Source organism: Streptococcus sp. HMSC064D12 (assembly GCF_001837205.1).
GTDB lineage: Bacteria > Bacillota > Bacilli > Lactobacillales > Streptococcaceae > Streptococcus > Streptococcus salivarius_D.
In genome coordinates this window covers 1-18,962 of record NZ_KV831766.1, presented here as the reverse complement: position 1 = coordinate 18,962, position 18,962 = coordinate 1, and the positions used below count along the sequence as shown (strand labels likewise).

General features: G+C 39.9%; 21 protein-coding genes. 2 read left to right on the top strand and 19 right to left on the bottom strand.

Annotation, left to right across the window (positions count from 1 at the left end):
• The first annotated feature begins 119 nt into the window (after positions 1-119).
• A complete protein-coding gene (locus tag HMPREF2697_RS09155; protein ID WP_070850460.1) occupies positions 120-1,109 on the top strand; it encodes a lipoate--protein ligase in 990 nt (329 codons plus the stop codon).
• Positions 1,110-1,405: 296 nt separating this feature from the next.
• Entirely contained in the window at positions 1,406-2,476 is a 1,071-nt protein-coding gene (gene xerS, locus HMPREF2697_RS09150) for a tyrosine recombinase XerS (protein ID WP_002884881.1), read from the top strand.
• A gap of 163 nt (positions 2,477-2,639) precedes the next feature.
• On the opposite strand, the gene HMPREF2697_RS09145 is transcribed toward xerS, so the two are convergent.
• The 19 genes from HMPREF2697_RS09145 to HMPREF2697_RS10740 form a co-directional block, all read right to left on the bottom strand.
• The gene (locus tag HMPREF2697_RS09145) at positions 2,640-5,180 is read right to left on the bottom strand and encodes a M1 family metallopeptidase (protein WP_070850458.1); all 2,541 of its coding nucleotides are present in this window, start codon (positions 5,178-5,180) and stop codon (positions 2,640-2,642) included.
• A gap of 133 nt (positions 5,181-5,313) precedes the next feature.
• Entirely contained in the window at positions 5,314-5,967 is a 654-nt protein-coding gene (gene phoU, locus HMPREF2697_RS09140; protein ID WP_004182526.1) for a phosphate signaling complex protein PhoU, read from the bottom strand.
• Positions 5,968-5,995: 28 nt separating this feature from the next.
• Entirely contained in the window at positions 5,996-6,754 is a 759-nt protein-coding gene (gene pstB, locus HMPREF2697_RS09135; protein WP_070850456.1) for a phosphate ABC transporter ATP-binding protein PstB, read from the bottom strand.
• Between the two features lie 12 nt (positions 6,755-6,766).
• Positions 6,767-7,570 carry a phosphate ABC transporter ATP-binding protein PstB gene (pstB, locus tag HMPREF2697_RS09130; protein ID WP_003092580.1) on the bottom strand — a complete coding sequence of 268 codons (804 nt, stop codon included), beginning with the start codon at positions 7,568-7,570 and terminating at the stop codon, positions 6,767-6,769.
• A gap of 10 nt (positions 7,571-7,580) precedes the next feature.
• Positions 7,581-8,465 (bottom strand): phosphate ABC transporter permease PstA, encoded by an 885-nt coding sequence (gene pstA / locus HMPREF2697_RS09125; protein WP_022495957.1) that lies wholly within the window; start codon positions 8,463-8,465, stop codon positions 7,581-7,583.
• Positions 8,455-9,369 (bottom strand): phosphate ABC transporter permease subunit PstC, encoded by a 915-nt coding sequence (gene pstC, locus HMPREF2697_RS09120; RefSeq protein ID WP_013990601.1) that lies wholly within the window; start codon positions 9,367-9,369, stop codon positions 8,455-8,457. The genes pstA and pstC overlap by 11 nt, the downstream gene beginning before the upstream one ends.
• A gap of 2 nt (positions 9,370-9,371) precedes the next feature.
• Positions 9,372-10,247 (bottom strand): phosphate ABC transporter substrate-binding protein PstS family protein, encoded by an 876-nt coding sequence (locus tag HMPREF2697_RS09115; RefSeq protein ID WP_070850454.1) that lies wholly within the window; start codon positions 10,245-10,247, stop codon positions 9,372-9,374.
• A gap of 125 nt (positions 10,248-10,372) precedes the next feature.
• Positions 10,373-11,683 carry an RsmF rRNA methyltransferase first C-terminal domain-containing protein gene (locus HMPREF2697_RS09110; protein WP_070850452.1) on the bottom strand — a complete coding sequence of 437 codons (1,311 nt, stop codon included), beginning with the start codon at positions 11,681-11,683 and terminating at the stop codon, positions 10,373-10,375.
• A gap of 80 nt (positions 11,684-11,763) precedes the next feature.
• Positions 11,764-12,531, bottom strand: a complete 768-nt coding sequence (locus HMPREF2697_RS09105; RefSeq protein ID WP_013990598.1) for an inositol monophosphatase family protein — start codon at positions 12,529-12,531, stop codon at positions 11,764-11,766.
• On the bottom strand, positions 12,521-12,802 hold the full coding sequence (locus tag HMPREF2697_RS09100; protein WP_004182521.1) for a UPF0223 family protein: 282 nt from the start codon (positions 12,800-12,802) through the stop codon (positions 12,521-12,523). Before HMPREF2697_RS09100 ends, HMPREF2697_RS09105 begins: the two co-directional genes overlap by 11 nt.
• On the bottom strand, positions 12,795-13,208 hold the full coding sequence (locus HMPREF2697_RS09095; protein ID WP_013990597.1) for a Spx/MgsR family RNA polymerase-binding regulatory protein: 414 nt from the start codon (positions 13,206-13,208) through the stop codon (positions 12,795-12,797). The genes HMPREF2697_RS09100 and HMPREF2697_RS09095 overlap by 8 nt, the downstream gene beginning before the upstream one ends.
• A gap of 69 nt (positions 13,209-13,277) precedes the next feature.
• Positions 13,278-14,189: a bifunctional riboflavin kinase/FAD synthetase gene (locus HMPREF2697_RS09090; RefSeq protein ID WP_013990596.1), complete on the bottom strand. Its 912-nt coding sequence runs from the start codon at positions 14,187-14,189 to the stop codon at positions 13,278-13,280.
• Positions 14,186-15,067 (bottom strand): tRNA pseudouridine(55) synthase TruB, encoded by an 882-nt coding sequence (gene truB, locus HMPREF2697_RS09085; RefSeq protein WP_041817224.1) that lies wholly within the window; start codon positions 15,065-15,067, stop codon positions 14,186-14,188. The genes HMPREF2697_RS09090 and truB overlap by 4 nt, the downstream gene beginning before the upstream one ends.
• Positions 15,068-15,186: 119 nt before the next feature.
• Positions 15,187-16,533, bottom strand: a complete 1,347-nt coding sequence (locus HMPREF2697_RS09080) for a DUF438 domain-containing protein (protein WP_070850450.1) — start codon at positions 16,531-16,533, stop codon at positions 15,187-15,189.
• A gap of 1 nt (position 16,534) precedes the next feature.
• Positions 16,535-16,768 (bottom strand): DUF1858 domain-containing protein, encoded by a 234-nt coding sequence (locus tag HMPREF2697_RS09075; protein WP_014633122.1) that lies wholly within the window; start codon positions 16,766-16,768, stop codon positions 16,535-16,537.
• An 88-nt stretch (positions 16,769-16,856) separates the two neighbouring features.
• A complete protein-coding gene (locus HMPREF2697_RS09070; RefSeq protein ID WP_014633121.1) occupies positions 16,857-17,477 on the bottom strand; it encodes a restriction endonuclease subunit S in 621 nt (206 codons plus the stop codon).
• A 125-nt stretch (positions 17,478-17,602) separates the two neighbouring features.
• The gene (gene tpx, locus HMPREF2697_RS09065) at positions 17,603-18,097 is read right to left on the bottom strand and encodes a thiol peroxidase (RefSeq protein ID WP_037611582.1); all 495 of its coding nucleotides are present in this window, start codon (positions 18,095-18,097) and stop codon (positions 17,603-17,605) included.
• Positions 18,098-18,161: 64 nt separating this feature from the next.
• Positions 18,162-18,656: an HAD hydrolase family protein gene (locus HMPREF2697_RS09060; protein ID WP_257375252.1), complete on the bottom strand. Its 495-nt coding sequence runs from the start codon at positions 18,654-18,656 to the stop codon at positions 18,162-18,164.
• 70 nt (positions 18,657-18,726) lie between these two features.
• Positions 18,727-18,962, bottom strand: a 236-nt coding sequence (locus tag HMPREF2697_RS10740) for an HAD family hydrolase (protein WP_257375250.1), incomplete at its 5' end; no start/stop codon positions are given.

The following is an 18,962-nucleotide window of genomic DNA, read 5'->3' as shown; positions in this document are numbered from 1 at the left end:
AAACTCCCCATATATTTTTTACTATTATATCATGAAAATCCTTATACCTAAGGCGTCTTCGTGTACTTTGTCACCGTTTTTCTTTATAATATAAGTATCACATTACAAGAGGAGACCTCATGAAATATATCGTAAACATATCAAATGATCCTGCCTATAATATTGCTTTGGAAGCCTATGCCTTTCGTGAATTGGTGAATGAAGATGAATTGTTCATTCTTTGGATTAACCGTCCAGCTATCATTGTTGGTAAACACCAAAATACCATTCAAGAGATTAACAAAGAATATACAGATGCTCATGGTATCAAGGTCGTTCGTCGTTTGTCTGGTGGTGGCGCTGTTTATCACGATTTGAATAACCTCAATTATACTATCATCTCTAACAAGGCAGATGAAGGTGCTTTTGACTTTAAGACTTTCTCTCAACCTGTAATCGCAACACTTGCTGATTTGGGAGTTAAGGCTGAGTTTACTGGCCGTAATGACCTTGAAATCGATGGTAAAAAGTTCTGTGGAAATGCTCAAGCATACTATAAAGGGCGTATGATGCACCATGGTTGTTTGCTCTTTGACGTTGATATGTCCGTTCTTGGCCAAGCCCTCAAAGTCAGCAAAGACAAAATTGAATCAAAAGGTGTTAAATCTGTACGTGCTCGTGTGACAAACATTGTAGACGAATTGCCAGAAAAAATCACTGTAAATGAATTCTCAGATAAAATCTTGGAAAAAATGAAGGAATTTTACCCTGACATGACTGAATACGTCCTTTCTGAGGATGAATTAGCTAAAATCCAAGAGTCTTATGAGAAGCAATTCAATACTTGGGACTGGACATACGGTCAATCACCAGAATACACAGTAGAACGTAATGTTCGTTATCCAGCTGGTAAAATCTCAACCTATGCCAATGTTGAAAATTCTATCATTAAATCTGTTAAGATTTATGGAGATTTTTTTGGTATCGGGGATGTATCTGATATTGAAGAGTTGCTGGTCGGTGTACCTTACGAGTACGAAGATGTCTTGGCTAAACTTAAAACCATTGACACAACGCATTATTTCTCACGTATGACAACCGAGGACGTTGCAAAAGCTATCGTAGCTTAATCATTGTTTGAACAATCTGGAAAACTCCAGGTTGTTTTTTCTTGTGAAAATTTCTATAAGTAAATAATACGCTATAAAGATTTTTAAAAGTCAAAGAACAATAAAGCTATTTTTATATGGGGTCAGAAACTTAGTTTATGATTGATTTAGTGTAGTATTTTGTATATCTGAATAATAAACCTATAAAGCCTCTAAGAGAAAAAACCTCACAACATCTTTCCGAAAAACTGTAATTTTCTTGAAAGAAAGATAAGGGTGTGATATACTTCTATTAAGTAATTTTGGAGAAAAAACAAATGAAACGTGAACTCTTACTCGAAAAAATTGAGGAATACAAATCTCTAATGCCCTGGTTTGTTCTGGAGTATTATCAATCTAAACTATCGGTACCGTATTCTTTTACAACCTTATACGAATACCTTAAGGAATATAAACGCTTTTTTGATTGGTTGATTGACTCAGGTATTTCAGATGCTGATGATATTGCCTCAATTGACATCAAAACCTTGGAAAATCTAACTAAAAAAGATATGGAGTCATTTGTCCTTTATCTACGTGAACGTCCATCTTTGAATACCTATTCCAAGAAACAAGGTGTCTCTCAAACGACCATTAATCGCACACTTTCAGCTCTATCTAGTCTCTATAAGTATTTAACCGAGGAGGTCGAGGGTCCTGACGGTGAGCCATATTTCTATCGTAACGTTATGAAAAAAGTTTCTACTAAGAAAAAGAAAGAAACTCTAGCTGCACGTGCTGAGAATATCAAACAGAAACTCTTTCTTGGCGATGAAACCATGGAATTCCTAGATTATGTAGAAAATGAATACGAAGTCAAGCTTTCAAATCGCGCCAAATCTTCGTTTTATAAGAATAAAGAACGTGATTTAGCTATCATTGCCTTGCTGCTGGCTTCAGGTGTTCGACTTTCCGAGGCCGTTAATCTGGACCTTAAAGATATCAATCTAAAAATGATGGTCATCGACGTCACTCGAAAAGGTGGCAAACGGGACTCAGTTAATGTAGCAAGTTTTGCAAAGCCCTATCTTGAAACTTATCTCAGTATACGTGATAAACGCTATAAGGCTGAAAAGCAAGATGTTGCCCTCTTTTTAACGGAATATCGAGGGGTCCCAAACCGTATTGATGCTTCAAGTATCGAAAAGATGGTTGCCAAATATTCTCAGGATTTCAAGATACGTGTGACTCCCCATAAACTACGACATACTTTGGCAACACGCCTTTATGATGCTACCAAGTCTCAAGTTTTAGTTAGTCACCAACTTGGCCATGCTTCTACTCAGGTTACCGATTTATATACGCATATTGTTAATGATGAGCAAAAAAATGCTCTAGACAATTTATAATTAGCTATTCCAACCATTCCTATTTGGAGTGGTTGTTTTTATTTTACATAAATTTAATTATGCTATATCCTTTTTCTTATTCTTTTAAGCACATAACTATATTTATGTAAACTACTCTACACAAAAAAACAAACTCTCCTTCATGGAAAGCTTGTTTTTCTTATTAATAATCTTTAAGAGCAGATTCAACGGCTGCTTTTTCTTTTTCAATCAAGTTTACTCGTGCAGCAATTGTCTTAATTCCCATTAAGATATTACGTTCCAAGGCTTTATCACTTGTTTGTGGCTCGAAGAAAGCAATATATTGATCAAGACGTTCTTGCGTTTTAAAGATTGATGCTGGGATATTAACAAAGCTATCAAAGCTCATATCACCACCAAGGGCTGCTTTAATCCAATCCCAGTTATCTTTTGCCCAGTTCCAAACGGTTTCTTGAGCAAATGATTTGCTGAGGAAATTCATATACCAGAGGTACAAGTCTTGAGGTTTAACGACATGTTTGTCTTTAAGCTGACTTAACACGTAGTCGAGGCCTTCTTGATTTTTAAGGTATGAAACTGCTTGAGTTAATTGACGACGGAAGTTACTATCATTTGTTGTGACGTATGCGTTGACATAGTCCTCAACAAGGGTAAGACTGTCTTCTTGTTTCATTTGGTTAATGAGGACAAGACCACGGACACTTGCAGGGATGCTTTCAATGTTTTCTTTATGAGCTTGGAAAACACTTGCAGCTGCAAGGACTGCTGGTTGATAGTCTGCTTGAATCAAGTAGCTTAGTGCCGTTTGACGAACCATTTCATCTTCATCTGACTCTCCATCCTTGGCATCGAAACCAAGACGTTCAAAGTCATTTTGGAATTGACGACGTACCAAAGCCTTGTAGTGTACTTCTGCTTCTGTATCCTCATCGATAAAGCGTTTCAAACCAGCGAGGATTTGAGACTTAGCTTGTGCAATTAAGAAACTTTCTTCTTTTTCGACAAGATCAAGAAGAGCCACTAGGCTTGCATAGGAGATACGGCCACTTTCAGCAAGAAGACGACGTTCTTGCAAAATTTGAAGTTTACTTACAGTATCAAGGTTAGCAAATTCCTCTAAGAGTTGGTCCAAGAGTTGTCCTTGGTAGTCTGTGATGTAATGTGCCGTATTTGCTGTATTAAGGCGAAGAGCTCCATTATTTTCAGCAGCAATCTGGCTATAATTTGGAATCTCAATACGCTCTTCTGAGAGTGTGTCTGGAAGTCCTTTCCAGTTTGTGTTCAATGGAATTTCCCAAAGACGCCCTTTATCTTCATGTTCGCCAATGAAGAATTGTTTTTGACTAAGAATAAGAGTGTCATCAACAACTTCTGCACTAACAACAGGGTAACCTGGTTGCTCCAACCAAGTATCCATGAAACTAGAGACATCTTTACCAGAAGCATCAGAGAGTGCATTCCAGAGGTCACGTCCAATAGTGTTGTTGTACTGGTGTTTTTCGAAGTAAGCTTTAAGTCCTTTGGCAAAGGCTTCGTCACCTAACCAACGGCGAAGCATATGCATGAGACGGCTACCTTTGGCATAAACGATAGCACTATCGAAGAGGGTGTTAATCTCATCTGGGTGATTAACTTCCATGTGGACAGACTGAACACCATCTGTAGCATCACGCTGGAGGGCATGAGGTACACCAGTTGTTTGGAAATCTTCAAAGATGTTCCAGCTTGGTTCAATAGCATCTACTGAAACATACTCCATCATATTGGCAAAGCTTTCGTTAAGCCAGAGATCATCCCACCATTTCATCGTTACAAGATTACCGAACCACTGGTGAGCCAATTCGTGGGCAACCACAAGAGCTACTTGTTGACGACTTGCAGCTGAGCTATTTTCGTCTACTAGTAGGTAAACTTCACGATAGGTAACAAGTCCCCAGTTTTCCATGGCACCTGCTGAGAAGTCAGGAAGCGCGAGATGGTATGACAATGGGATAGGATACTTAACTTGGAAGTAGTCTTCGTAGAAATCAATGACACGAACCGCAATATCAAGGGCAAAGTCAACGCTGTTTTCAGCTTGTGCAACTGTAGCGAAGACACCAACTTCAGTTCCGTTTTGTGTTTTCGCTGTCTTACCTTGAAGAGCTCCAAAACCAAAGGCAAGGAGGTATGTAGACATACGAGGGGTTGTCTCAAAAGTCCAAACCCCAGTTTCTTCACGCAAATGGCTATTGATTTCAGGCATATTTGACAAAGCGATATCGCCTTTTTCAGCATCAAATTTCAATGAGAAATCAAAAGTAGCTTTGGCTTCTGGTTCATCAACAGATGGGAAGGCTTCACGCGCAAAATGAGATTCAAATTGCGTTGAAATAATTTCTTTTTTCTCACCATTGTAGGTGTAATATGATGGGTAAATCCCTGTCATATTATCTGTAATACGACCAGAGAATTCAATGACAAGCGTCAAAACACCGGTCTCTGGAAGTTCAATATGGAAGGCTTCGTTAGCATCATCCATTTGGAAGTTCAATGATTCATTATCCAAGAGAACGGAACTAATGGTAAGGTCTTTTTGGTGAAGGGAGATATGGTTATCAAGGGCTTCACCTGTGATGGCAACATTCCCTGTAAAGGTCTTTTCAGAACGATTAATGTCCAAGAAAAGATTGTAGTTTTCAGGGATGAAACTTTCGATAAAACGAGCAACAGATGCTGTCATACGTATATACTCCTAATCTAACTTTTCGTATCGAAACAGACTGACATATGTTTCGATATCAGACTCTTTTGCAAAAGAAAAGGGTCTGAATTATTCAATACAGACCCATTATAACATAGATTGGAAGCTTTGCCTACAGTTCAATGATTTTACCAGATTTGAGGTAGACAACCCACTCGCAGAGATTGCGGGCATAGTCACCGATACGTTCCAAATACATAAGTACTTGGAAATATTCTTTGGCAGCGAAGGCAGCATCTGGATTCTTACGAACACCTTCTACTGTCATAGCTTGAATATCACGGAAATAGTTATCAATGATTTCATCTGAAGCTGCGATTTCATAAGCGCGTCGTTCGTCACTGTTCAAGTAAACATCTAGAGCATCTTCGACCATGTGGCGGACTGCTTTCCCCATTTTCTTGATTTCAGCTTCAATTTCAGTTAGACGCTCTTCACCTTTAATGCGGATGGTTGCTTTAGCGATAGCAACGGCATGGTCACCCATACGCTCAACGTCGCTAGATGCTTTAAGTGCGGTGATAACTGTACGCAAATCACTTGATACAGGTTGCTGTAGAGCAATAATTTCAAGTGATTTTTTCTCAAGTTTGGTTTCGTAGTTATTGACGATTTCGTCATTTTCAATGACTTCCTTAGCCAAATCACGGTCATGGCTGATAAAGGCACGTACAGCTTTCTTAAGCTGAGCTGCAACCTCTGTACCCATAGCGTAAAATTGGTTGTGGAGTTTTTCTAATTCTTCTTCGAAGGGAGTTCGTAACATCATAATTTTTTTAGTAATCTGTCCTTTCTTAACCGAATTTACCGGTAATATAATCTTCAGTTTCTTTATGTTGTGGATTTAGGAACATGTCTTTCGTTGATGAATACTCGATGAGCTCTCCATCAAGGAAAAAGGCTGTTCGTTGTGAGATACGACTTGCCTGCTGCATAGAACGAGTGACTAGCAACAAGGTGTATTGTTCTTTAAGGTTATATAGGGTCTCCTCAATCTTACCAGCGGAGATAGGGTCGAGGGCAGACGTGGGTTCGTCAAGAAGGATAACCTTTGGAGACGTGGCAAGGACCCGTGCAATACAGACACGTTGCTGTTGCCCTCCTGAAAGTTCAAGTGCTGAGTCATGGAGACGGTCTTTAACCTCTTCCCAGATTGAAGCACCCTTTAGTGATTCTTCTACTGCTTGATCAAGAACAGCCTTATCTTTGATACCATTGATACGAAGGCCATAAACCACGTTTTCATAGATAGACATTGGAAAAGGATTGGGTTGTTGGAAGACCATTCCGATTTCTTTACGGAGTTCAACGGTATCTGTTCGAGGACTGTAGACATTGTGACCGTTGTATGAAACAGCACCAGTAAGTGTCCATTCGGGATTTAAATCTCCCATTCGGTTGATAGAACGGAGCAAGGTTGATTTTCCCGATCCTGAAGGACCGATAAGAGCTGTGATTTCATTTGGATAGAAATCCATTGTCACGTTATTGAGGGCTTTTTTCTTATTGAAATACACCGATAAATCATTGATTGAAATGATTGGTTCAGTCATAAGTGCTCCTTTCTATCCAAAACGTCCTGATACATAGTCATTAGTTGACTGTAGGGCAGCATCTTGGAAGATTTTCTTGGTTTCATCATATTCGATAAGATCACCAAGGTAGAAGAATGCTGTATAATCACTAGCACGCGCTGCCTGCTGCATATTGTGCGTCACGATGATAATAGAGTAATCTTCCTTAAGTTCGAACATGGTCTCTTCTAGCTGCATAGTAGCTACAGGGTCCAGTGAAGCTGCAGGCTCATCCATGAGGAGAATCTGCGGTTTCACAGCAATAGCTCTTGCAATACAAAGACGTTGCTGCTGACCACCAGATAGAGTAAAGGCAGATTTATGGAGATCATCTTTAACTTGATCCCAAAGTCCTGCTTGCTTAAGTGATGTCTCAACGATCTCGTCCAAAGTTTGCTTATCTCTGACACCCTTACGTTCGTGAGCAAAGGTAATGTTTCTGTAGATAGACTTGGCAAATGGATTTGGACGTTGGAAAACCATTCCAATATGTTTACGCATTTCATAAACATTGATATTACTTGCATTGACATCGACGCCTTGATAAAGGATTTGTCCAGTAACCTTAGCAATATCAATCGTATCATTCATACGGTTTAGGCTACGAAGAAAGGTTGACTTCCCGCATCCTGAAGGCCCAATAAGAGCCGTAATTTTATTTTTCTCGAATTGCATGTCGATACCTTTGATGGCTTCTTTTTGACCATAATAGACATGCAAGTCCTTTGTTTCAAGAGCGAGCTCCTTCTCTGGGAAGGTGATAATATGACGCTCGTCCCAATTGTATTTTGTCATGATAACTCCTTTAAGCGGATGTTAATTTCTTATGGAGGTAAGCTCCCAAACGACGTGCACCAAAGTTGAAAATCAAAATGAAAATCAAGAGTACTGCTGCTGAACCAGCAGATACTGCAGTGGCGTCAGGTGTCGTACCTTCTGAGTTGACCTTCCAGATGTGAACAGCAAGTGTTTCTGCTTGGCGGAAAATCGAAATTGGACTAGAGATGCTAAGCGGATTCCAGTCGCTCCAATTAAGTGCTGGTGCAGATTGACCTGCTGTATAGATAAGCGCTGCTGCTTCCCCGAAAATACGGCCAGAAGCAAGAACGATACCAGTAACAATACCAGGCAATGCCTCTGGAACCACAACGTGTAAGATCGTTTCCCATCGAGACAAGCCTAGAGCTAGCCCAGCTTCACGTTGGGTATGGTGGACTGTTCGCAAACTATCTTCAACCGTACGAGTCATTTGTGGTAGGTTAAAGACCGTTAAAGCCAAGGCACCAGATAGGATTGAAAACCCATACTGGAATTGGACAACGAAAATCAAGTAACCAAAGAGTCCGACAACCACTGAAGGTAGTGAAGAAAGGATTTCAATACAGGTACGAACAAAGTTGGTAAGTCGTCCTTTTTTAGCATATTCTGATAAGAAGATCCCAGCTCCCATTGAAAGAGGCACAGAAATAATCAGGGTAATAACCAAAAGGAAGAATGAATTGTAGAGTTGAACCCCAATTCCTCCACCAGCTTTGTAAGATGATGATCGACTAGTCAAGAATGACCAGCTGATATGTGGTATCCCGCGAACCAAGATATAGAGAATCAAGGCTGCCAGGATTGTTACAATAATGCCAGCAATCACATAGAGTGTGCCGATGGCAATTTTATCAATTTTTTTAGCGTTCATAATTTCTCTTTCTCTCACGGGTAATGAATTTCACCAACATATTGAAACCAAGACTCATCAATAAGAGAACCAAGGCGAGAGACCAAAGGACATTGTTTGAAACAGTACCCATGACTGTATTCCCGATTCCCATAGTCAAGACAGATGTCAATGTTGCTGCTGGTGTCGTTAAAGAAGTTGGAATCACTGCGGAATTTCCGACAACCATTTGGATGGCAAGAGCCTCACCAAAGGCACGGGCCATACCAAAGATAACGGCCGTGAAAATACCTGGTTTAGCCGCATTAAGTGTCACACGCCAAATCGTTTGCCAGCGTGTAGCCCCCATGGCAAGACTAGCTTCACGGTAGTGACGAGGCACTGCACGAAGCGTATCTGTTGTCATAAAGGTTACGGTTGGTAGAATCATGACGAACAAGACAAAGGTACCTGAAAGAATACCAAACCCTGTGCCACCAAAAATTAAGCGAACAAATGGAACCACGATTTGGAGACCAATGAAACCATAAACAACAGATGGAATCCCAACCAAAAGTTCAATAGCTGGTTGTAAGAATTTAGCCCCTTTCGGAGAAATTTCAGTCATAAAGATGGCTGCTCCAATGGCAAATGGCGTTGCTACCAAGGCTGAAAGCAAGGTCACTACGAATGACCCTAAAATCATTGGAAGAGCTCCGAACTTGCCTTCAGATGGCGACCAATCGCCACTAAAGAGAAACTCGATCAAGCTAACTTTATTAACAAAGAAAGTCGCTAGCCCTTTTTGAGCAACGAAAAGTAAAATCATGGCTACGATAAAAACAATCAAAGCTAGGCAAAGGAAAGTGATTGTTTTACCAAACTTCTCGAGGCGTGAATTTTTAGAGGGTGATGTTAATTGTTTCACCAATTCTTCATTTTTCATGCTTACTCCTCACTCTTCTTTGAGACTTTACCATCAGCATCCTTTGTAACTTTCATGCTATGGATGGAAATGTAACCCATTTTTGCGACGACATTTTCTTGGACTTCGTCACTCATCATGTAATCTAAGAATTGTTTGGTATAGCTATCCGGTTTTCCCTTGGTATACATATGCTCATAAGACCAAATCGGCCAATCGTTAGTTGCAACATTTTCAGCTTTTGGTTCAAATCCATTTAACTTCAATGTTTTAACAGAATCATCAAGGTAGGCAAATGATAGGTATGAAATAGCACCTGGTGTCTGAGCAACGATTGACTTAACCATACCATTAGAATCTTGCTCTTGGGTACGGATTGGTGATTTACCGTCCATAATCACTGCATCGAAAGTTGCGCGTGATCCTGAGCTGGCTGCACGGTTAATAATAGTGATCTCAAGGTCTTTACCACCAAGCTGTTTCCAGTTTGTGATTTCCCCAGTGAAAATCTTGCGAAGTTGTTCGCTTGTCAAGTTATCTACGGAAACTTCCTTGTTTGTAATCACTGCAATTCCTGCAATGGCAACTTGATAGTCAACAAGCTTACTGGCATCGATTCCAGATTTTTCCTCGGCAAAAAGGTCACTGTTACCAATTTGGACGGCACCGGATTGTACCTGAGAAAGTCCAGTACCAGAACCGCCACCTTGGACGTTAACGATATTCTCAGGGTTCTTTTCAGCGAACCCATCTGCTGCCGCCTCCACTAAGGGTTGAAGGGCCGTAGAACCAACGGCTGTAATGGACTGGCCACGGTCAATCCAAGAGGCACAGCCAGTTAAGACTAGCATGGCCATTGCTAGTGACATAATCACTGCAAGGACTTTTGTTTTTTTCATTTTTGTCCTCCGACATTTTGTAACTTAAGTAAGATAGTGTCTTATATATATGCTGTAAAAAGACATCTATCTAATTATACCAAGTATAAGATAATTAAGTCATATTAAAGTTTGATTACAGGCCCTTATACATGGAATCTCAATCCCTTAGGATAGTAGTTTTTAACCGTGTTTCCAACGATTTTGGCAAATCCAAATCCATTGCCATCCACTAAAAGCTGATACCAACCGTTTGGTTGCGCTTGATCTAGAGTGACCACATTACCAGAAACATATTGGGCAAACTGGTCTTGAGTTAGCTCTATACTTGAAACAGCTTCATCTGAGGTTAATGCAATTCCAAGCGCAAAACTTGGTTCGAAACGTTTTTTCTTGAAGACACCAAGATGCAGTCCATTACGAGCGATTTTAACTTTAGAAAGGTCAGGAAGTCCCTTAGGAAGCAGGTAGAGATTGTCCCCAAAAACTTGGAGTAAACCATCTAGATCAGTCTTAAGGTGTTTTTTTGCAAAATCTTCCCAAAGTTGCTTCTGCTCCTTGTTTAGGTTAGATTTTCCCTCTTTGATACGTGCCTGCTCAGCCACGCGCTTATCCTGGAATTTTGCCACAAACTGGCCTTCACCTTTGAAATGGTGCGGATACATTCGAGCTGTTTCTGGAAAATCAATCCCACCTCTCATGCCATTCCATTTAGGGATTTCTACTAATTCAAGATCAGGGTAATTTTCTAAAATCCAAGCGACAACACCTTCGTTTTCCTCAGGAGACCAGGTACAGGTTGAGTAGATCAATTGTCCACCAGGAGCGAGCATCTTCAAACCGTCTGACAAGATATCCTTCTGCAATTGTGCCAGTTCACTAGGATATTCCTTGTGCCAATATTGGATGGCATCAGGATCCTTGCGGAACATTCCTTCGCCAGAACAAGGTCCATCAAAGACAATCGTATCAAAGTAATTTTTGAAAACTTTGGCTAGTTTATCAGCTGACGTGTTAGTCACAACAACATTTCTCGCCCCAAAACGTTCTATGTTTTCAACCAGAATTTTGCTACGCTTTGGATTGATTTCATTACTGACGAGCAGTCCTGTATTGTCTAAGTAGCTTAGAAGATGAGTAGACTTTCCGCCTGGAGCAGCTGCCAAGTCTAAGACTCGACTTCCCTTGGCCGGAGCTGCCACTTGAGCAACCATTTGAGCAGCTGGTTCCTGAGAATAAACCAAACCAGTTGCATGATCGGCAGATTTTCCAGAAATTTTACCGTAATGGCCCCAAGGTGTTTCAGGAATGGCATCAGGAAAGTCCTTCTGTTGCTTTTTCAGAGGGTTGGTACGGTAGGCGGACACGGCTTCTTGATCAAATGATGCAAAGAATTCCTCTGCTTCATCTCCAAGGAGCTTATTATATTTTTCTATAAAGTCTGATGGAAATTGCATAGTTTCCTTTCTATCAAAAAACTGGACTAACCAAAAGAACTTACTGTTCTGATTTGTCCAGTATGGTTTTTTGTTTTAAATTAATTTTCTGAGCCCATAATATCCTTGATTTCTTCAAGTCTGTCTTTGGGCACAAGCATTACAGCTTGACGACTAGAATAATCCAGTGGTTCTCCGGTAATGGTCTCAAGGTGATAACCCAATTTTTCTCCCATAATACTTGCTGCAGCATAGTCCCATGGGTAAATAACTGAAAAGTAAGCTAAAATTTGACCAGATAGGACTTTTGACATGCTTAAACCGGCACCACCGTAGACACGAACACCTAAGGTCTTATCAATAAGGTCTTTTAAGCCGTGAAAATTTTTAGCATACATGGCTCCATTGCTAGCGACTAGGCAGCGGTCTAATGGGCGACTTTTATAGGCTGGAAGCAATTTGTCATTGCAATACACATCAAACTGGCCACCACCATAGAAAAGTTGATCAGCCATGACGTTATAAATGAGACCAAATTTTCCTTGCCCATCTTCATAGTAGGCAATCATCACACAAAAATTATCTTGTTGGACAATAAAATTGACCGTTCCATCAATTGGATCCAAGACCCAGACGTTTCCATCCTTGATATTATGCACCAAGCCATTTTCTTCAGCGAAAATATTGTCTGAAGGAAAGGCAGATTTAATACGTGCCACGAGTAAATCTTGTGTTTGTTTATCAATATTAGTGACTAAATCATCAAAAGCTGTTTTTTCTTCGACCGTGATTGTTTTACTTAAACTTTCTTTAATAAAAGCACCAGCTTCTTTGATGATTTCTTTGGCGAAAATCAGTTTATTTTCCAAGTGATACAAATCCTTTATCTTTTGCTTTAGCAGCTTTGACAGCTTGATAGGTTGAAAAACCGCTAGCTTCTTCAAAGGCCTTGTCTAGTTGCTTTTCAGGAGCTTTGCCTGGGACAACGGTTTTAAATGCCTTATAGGCTTGCAAGAGTTGGTCACGGTCAACCTTGCTCTCGTATGCTTTTTCTACCTGACTCAAAAAATGAAGCACTGTGGTGATTTCCTCAGTGCTCCATGATGGATCGAGTGGGTAGGAATAATTTCCTTTAGTCATTGTTACCCTCAATTTCAGCTCGAATGGTCGCTTGACGCAATTCTTGCTTTCTATAATCACGAGGCAAAAAGGCACGAATTTCATCTTCGTTGAAACCGATTTGCATGCGTTTGTTGTCCAAAATAATAGGTCGACGAAGAAGATTTGGATATTCAGAAATCAGTTGAATGAGTTCCTTGATGGTCAGATCATCCACATCGATATTCAGCTTCTGAAAGACTTTTGAACGGGTTGAAATGATATCTTCAGTACCATTTTCCGTGTAAGACAAAATCTTCATCAACTCATCGTGAGTTAATGGGCTCGTGATAATATTGTGTTCGTCAAAAGCAACTTCATGATTGGTCAACCAAGCTCGTGCTTTCCTACAGCTGGTGCAGCTAGGTGATAAAAATAAAGTTACCATGCAAACACCCCTTTCACTTTAACATTCCTAATCATTATACATTATTTGATTAGTTTTGGCTACGCTTTCTTAAAATTTTTCCGCGATTTTTTTATCGGCCTCCAGTTGAGCACATAGTTCGTCTATATTATTGAACTTAATCATATCACGAATATAATCCAGCCAAAAAACTTCAATTGTTTTTCCATAAATATCGCCTTCAAAATCAAAGATATTGGCTTCAAGACGGAGTTCTGTTCCCCCAAAGGTAACGTTTTTACCTAGGCTGGTCATGGAACGATAGCGTTTGCCATCGATCACAACATCGGCTACATAGACACCATCAGCAGGTAGGAATGTTCTGTCGATTGGTGCTAAATTAGCAGTTGGAAAACCAATGGTACGACCACGCGCATCACCATGTACCACGATGCCACGTGTCGAGAATTCGTGGCCAAGAAGTTTATTGGCTTCTTTAACCTTGCCTTCTCGTATCAATTGACGGACACGTGTTGACGAAATCTTTTCACCATCGCTTTGTTGCTCTTCAATGACATGGACATTACCAGAAAAATTGCGGGCTAAATAGTCCGCATCTGTTCGATGGTGTCCAAACTTGTAATCAAAGCCTACAACAACCTCTTGAGCTTTTAAACGCTTAATATAGCGGGCAATGAAATCATCTGAACTCGTTCGGGCAAAATCACTATTGAAATCTGTTAAATAAAGCTGATCTGTTCCATAGGCTTCAAAAAGATCACAACGCCTTTGAGGTGCTGTAATATGCAGAAGGAGATCATCTGTATACCGTTGAAAAGTCAGTTGAGGACTTTCATTAAAGGTAAGGACAGCTACTTCAAGCTGTTTGTCGTCAGCAATCTGGCGCGCCTTATCAAAAAGGACCTTATGACCACGATGAAGCGCATCGAAATAGCCTAAGACAAGGACTGTATCCTTTTCCTGATGGATATCTTTATAATCGTTAATAGAAGTTATTTTCATTGACTTAATACTTTTCTAGGTTTATAAACTTGATTTCGCTTTTCCATGATGGCTAGAACTTTGTCTCCTAAAAAGGCCGCAACCAATGGTTCTTGGCTATCAATAGCAATAAAGCGACCAAATGAGATTTCTTTAGCATCATCTTCAGTAACCTGTACTGCTGGCAGATCCTGAACACCGAATTCGATGGGAAGGAGGAAGGATGTATCCCCTGCTTCTACCATTTCTGAAATTTGTGAGAGTGTTAGTGCCTTATCTAAGGTTAGACCAGCTGAGGCTGTTCGACGAAGAGCAGACATATGACTCGCGTAGCCGAGTTTAACACCAAAATCGACAGATAAGGTACGGACATAGGTTCCCTTGCTACAAGCAACACGGAAGGTGAATCTCGCAGTGTCGTTTTCTAGCTCGATGGGTGAGGTACGGACAAATTCGGTAATGGTCACTTGACGTTGTGGACGTTCTACTTCTTCTCCAGCGCGTGCGTACTCATAAAGTTTCTTTCCGTTGACCTTAACTGCTGAATACATAGGGGGAATTTGTGTGATTTCTCCCTCAAAACTGGCCATTGCTTTGTCAACGGCTTCTTCATCAAGCTCTGTTACTGGAGTGGTTTGGACGATTTCTCCACTAGCATCCTCGGTAGTTGTCGAAAAGCCAATGGTAATTTCTCCCTCATAGACTTTCCCTGCTTCAGTCATGTATTCAATAACACGAGTAGCTTTTCCAACCGCTATAGGTAGAACACCAGTCACATCAGGATCGAGAGTACCACCATGTCCGATTTTTTTCTCCTGTAATATTTTGCGTAGTTTAAATACAGCATCATGACTGGTCATTCCAGCCTCTTTTTTTAGATTAATAATTCCTGAAATCATACTTTTAATTATATCAAAAGCAATCCTAAAGAGCTAGGTAGAAACATAAAGAGGCAGAGAGCAAAGTCTCTAACCTCTTGAGTATTATAGTCATAAGCAATTGCAAGACTGCTAGCTTTTTAATCAATGTCTCTTTTAAGATCGCTTTCTAGTTCAAAGAAAGGTTGAATATCTTGCACATACTCTAGGACACCTTGAAAGTCTCCCTTGTCATCTCTAACAGCTGCATAGGTAACATAGACGAATTTTCCTAAACGTTCAGATTTGAACCACATTGGAACTTGGTCACGCTCTCCACTTCTTAGTAATTCAAAGATTTTCTTGACCTTATCAAGCACTTTTGGCGGATGACAAAGTTCAACGTTTCGTCCAATTTGGCTAGGTGTTCGTTTAAAAACCATTTCATTGGCGGAAACATTATCATTATAGTATTGGAAGATATCGTCTTTATTGACGAAAGTGATTTCCAAAGGAAGATGATTGAGGATGAGATTGGCCTGCTCCACAGAAAGATAACCATTGCCAAAAGGTTGCGTTGTTTCTCTATCTACGACAGTTTCAGTTTTTGGTTTTGGGGTGAAGCTGATGGTGAATTGCCCTTCTGGGGTTTCAATAATTCGGGTATTGCCCGTATGTGCGTCAGTGCTCAGACCTGACTGTTCTTGCGATGTTTCCGTATTGTCTTTCTTAAAACGCTCACGCTTAGGTTTCCAGACGGCTGTAGGTTTTATAATTGCATAGCCATAGGCATCACTTTCTTCGGCAATTGAAAGCCAATCATCCTGCGTGAAGGTTTCAAGCAGAATCATAAGTAAGATAGCTTCTTCCTTGAAAATCATGGCTTCAAATTCTTCTGAGAAAGCTTCAAAGAACTTTGAAAATTCTTCTAAATCAGCATCTGGAAGTTCTTTTAGTTTAGCTTCTGCCGCTCTAAAAAGTTTTCGGATATCATCGTCTACTCCCCACATAACCTTTGGAGGAGAATCATGACCATAACGCTCCATTATTGGAAAGAAGAGCTTTTCTTTACGTGTGTAATGGTTATGGAATTGTCCCAATAAAGACATCTGATGTTTAAGTCCATTGACTAGGTCAGATTTAAAGTCTTCATTTTCAGGCTTACTGATATTTTCTATGATACGTCGGATACGGAGAATAGCTGAACGTAGGGCTAAATTCTCTTGTTTAAAGACATAGACAGGGTGACCCTCTTGATCAGCGTCTGCCACTTCCACATCAGCAATAGCTCCTTTAAAGAGGTTAGCATGGACATTACAAAGGCTCATAACATCTTCAAAGGTAACCCCATCTTCAGATGACATCAATTCATGCTCCATCATAGAGATTTCAAGGGCAGATACTCCCTTGAAGTGTTGATTGAAGCGCTCTTGAACACTCTCAGGACTGGCTCCATGGTGTAAATCTAGGAGAATTTCTTTGAGTATTTGAATACGATTGTTTTCCATATTAGTCTCCGATGACATCATAACCATTGGATAGTAAGGTTTGCTTGATCTTATCTAGGGGAATATTAGCTAACTTAGAGCCAGCTTTTAGACTGGTCACCTTACCGACAGTATTTAGCATAGCTGGGTTAGACAAGGGCTTAAAACCAAGGCCAATCAGTAAATCCTTAACTTCTGGATGCTCTTTTATGATTGTTGCGACTGGTTGTGATAAATCTATGGTGTTGGTAGTCATAATGACCTCCTAATAACATATTTACTACTACCATTATACACGAGAATAATAAAAAAAGACCAACAAATCCTAGTTTGCTGGCTTTTGGTTAATTTCCAAATAGAGCTTCTGTAACATTGTGTTGGATATTTTCCCACTCTTGCTCTGCACGAACCATCTTACGGTGGAAATCGGCACGCCCACGTAGATAGGCCGCAATTTGGTAATCTTGCTTAACAATCGGTATCTCAGGAATTTTGATGTCCAAGAGGTCAGCTGTCGATAAATTGAGGACAGCCTTTCCCTTATCAGCATAATCTAAATAGGCACGACCAATTTCGGTCTCAAGGAAGAACTTTATGTAGAAACCACGGAGTTTTTCCTTAGGTCGTAATACTGTAATATTGGATGAGGCAACAACTTCACGCTTGCCCTGATCTTCGAAAACGGCAACTTTTTGAACAGTTCCCTTAGATGCAATAAGCACATCTCCATCTTCTAAGAGAAAGCGTAAAAGTTTGCGGCGTTCCTCAGAAAATGTTTTTAGGTCATCGTAAGCAATGCCGTTGGGTGTCATATCCGATAGATTAATGACAGCGAATTCGCCAGGTTCTGCCTTAGCAGGGACAGCTTTTCCTTTAAATTGATCGACAACATCGCCTAAACGAACAAGTTTGTCTGTGTTAGCTTCGTAATCGATAATCAGTTGAGGTCTTTCTTTTTCAGACATTGAATCTCCTTTTTATATTTTACTATCCGTATTGAGTATTGCTATACAATAATAGCAAGAAGCTAATACTTTTGCAAGTAAAAACTGTAAGAAAGGCAAAATAAAAAAGAGACCGGGGCCCCTTTTTATAAGCTTTTAACTGCTGCTACTGCCGCTTCATAGTTTGGATCAGTATTGATATTGTCCAAATATTCGACATAAGTAATCTTGTTGTCAGCGTCTGCCACTAATACTGCACGCGCTAACAAGTGCCATTCTTCAATAAGGACACCATAGTCTTTACCGAAACTATTATCATAGTAGTCAGAAAGCATGATGGCATTTTCAAGTCCTTCAGCACCACACCAACGAGCTTGTGCAAATGGTAGGTCCACTGAAATAGTAATAACTACAGTATCATCTAGTTCTGACAATTCCTTGTTAAAGGTACGTGTTTGAGTTGAACAAATACCAGTATCGATTGATGGAACGATAGAGATAACTTTTTTCTTTCCATCGAATTCTGAAAGTGATTTTTTCGTTAAATCTGTTGCTGTCAAATTAAAGTCACGCAAGGTATCTCCAACTTGAAGTTGTTTGTCTTCTGCTACTGTAACTGGTTTTCCAATAAATGTTGGCATGCTAGTCCTCCAATACTTTTTTTACTATTGTACTGTAAATAGAGCAAGAAGACTAAGCATTTGTTTAGAACTTTTCAAACAGTTGTTTAATTTTTTTCGCAATCACTGTATTAATTGCAGGAATGACTTCATCCGCAAAGTCTTTCAGGTAAGGATAATTGCCAACTTGCACACCATATATAGCATTTTTGAAAAGAGAAATATCATTTTGGTCATTTCCAAAAGTTACAAAGTTTCTGCCAAAGTGGTTTAAAACTGTACTAGCCTTAGTCACTCCTTTAGGATTAATGTAGAGACACCTTTCTATATCGTGGTAAATAAGGTCTAAACATTCCAGTTTGTTTAGATTAAAGATAAGGTCTTCTCGGATATCCTCATGCTCTGCAAGTGGAATAACAGCTTTAATGGGCTTATTAAGTTCTTGGACAGGCAAAATCCTTGCTTTATTTAATGGGTCAACATTTGAAAGGAAAGGAATCTGTTCAGGATTTTGAATAGCATAATTAAAGGTATCATCAATAAAATAAGGGAGATTATAGGTATCACAGTAGCTAACAATCGTTCTGAGAGCATAAGAAGGTATTGTGTATTGCGATACTAAACACTCATCTTGAAAGACTTCACCACGTTTAAGCCAAAACTACTGTCAGCTTTTTCAATTCTCCCTCCAAAATACTAAGACAGTCTCTGTAAGAGCGTGCTGTTGCAAAAATAATCTCATGACCGTATTTAGGTGCTGTTAAAAGAACCTCTTGTAGTTCTTTTGACATAGTCATACCATCAAAACATAGGGTTCCATCCAAATCAAAAACAAATTTCATAGGGGTAGTATAGTCAAAACCACCCGTGAGAATGATATGCCCCC

Coding starts and splice junctions, on each gene's coding strand:
- HMPREF2697_RS09155 (WP_070850460.1), top strand. CDS start 120: ATGAAATATATCGTAAACATATCAAATGATCCTGCCTATAATATTGCT.
- xerS (WP_002884881.1), top strand. CDS start 1,406: ATGAAACGTGAACTCTTACTCGAAAAAATTGAGGAATACAAATCTCTA.
- HMPREF2697_RS09145 (WP_070850458.1), bottom strand. CDS start 5,180: ATGACAGCATCTGTTGCTCGTTTTATCGAAAGTTTCATCCCTGAAAAC.
- phoU (WP_004182526.1), bottom strand. CDS start 5,967: ATGTTACGAACTCCCTTCGAAGAAGAATTAGAAAAACTCCACAACCAA.
- pstB (WP_070850456.1), bottom strand. CDS start 6,754: ATGACTGAACCAATCATTTCAATCAATGATTTATCGGTGTATTTCAAT.
- pstB (WP_003092580.1), bottom strand. CDS start 7,570: ATGACAAAATACAATTGGGACGAGCGTCATATTATCACCTTCCCAGAG.
- pstA (WP_022495957.1), bottom strand. CDS start 8,465: ATGAACGCTAAAAAAATTGATAAAATTGCCATCGGCACACTCTATGTG.
- pstC (WP_013990601.1), bottom strand. CDS start 9,369: ATGAAAAATGAAGAATTGGTGAAACAATTAACATCACCCTCTAAAAAT.
- HMPREF2697_RS09115 (WP_070850454.1), bottom strand. CDS start 10,247: ATGAAAAAAACAAAAGTCCTTGCAGTGATTATGTCACTAGCAATGGCC.
- HMPREF2697_RS09110 (WP_070850452.1), bottom strand. CDS start 11,683: ATGCAATTTCCATCAGACTTTATAGAAAAATATAATAAGCTCCTTGGA.
- HMPREF2697_RS09100 (WP_004182521.1), bottom strand. CDS start 12,802: ATGACTAAAGGAAATTATTCCTACCCACTCGATCCATCATGGAGCACT.
- HMPREF2697_RS09095 (WP_013990597.1), bottom strand. CDS start 13,208: ATGGTAACTTTATTTTTATCACCTAGCTGCACCAGCTGTAGGAAAGCA.
- HMPREF2697_RS09090 (WP_013990596.1), bottom strand. CDS start 14,189: ATGAAAATAACTTCTATTAACGATTATAAAGATATCCATCAGGAAAAG.
- truB (WP_041817224.1), bottom strand. CDS start 15,067: ATGATTTCAGGAATTATTAATCTAAAAAAAGAGGCTGGAATGACCAGT.
- HMPREF2697_RS09080 (WP_070850450.1), bottom strand. CDS start 16,533: ATGGAAAACAATCGTATTCAAATACTCAAAGAAATTCTCCTAGATTTA.
- HMPREF2697_RS09075 (WP_014633122.1), bottom strand. CDS start 16,768: ATGACTACCAACACCATAGATTTATCACAACCAGTCGCAACAATCATA.
- HMPREF2697_RS09070 (WP_014633121.1), bottom strand. CDS start 17,477: ATGTCTGAAAAAGAAAGACCTCAACTGATTATCGATTACGAAGCTAAC.
- tpx (WP_037611582.1), bottom strand. CDS start 18,097: ATGCCAACATTTATTGGAAAACCAGTTACAGTAGCAGAAGACAAACAA.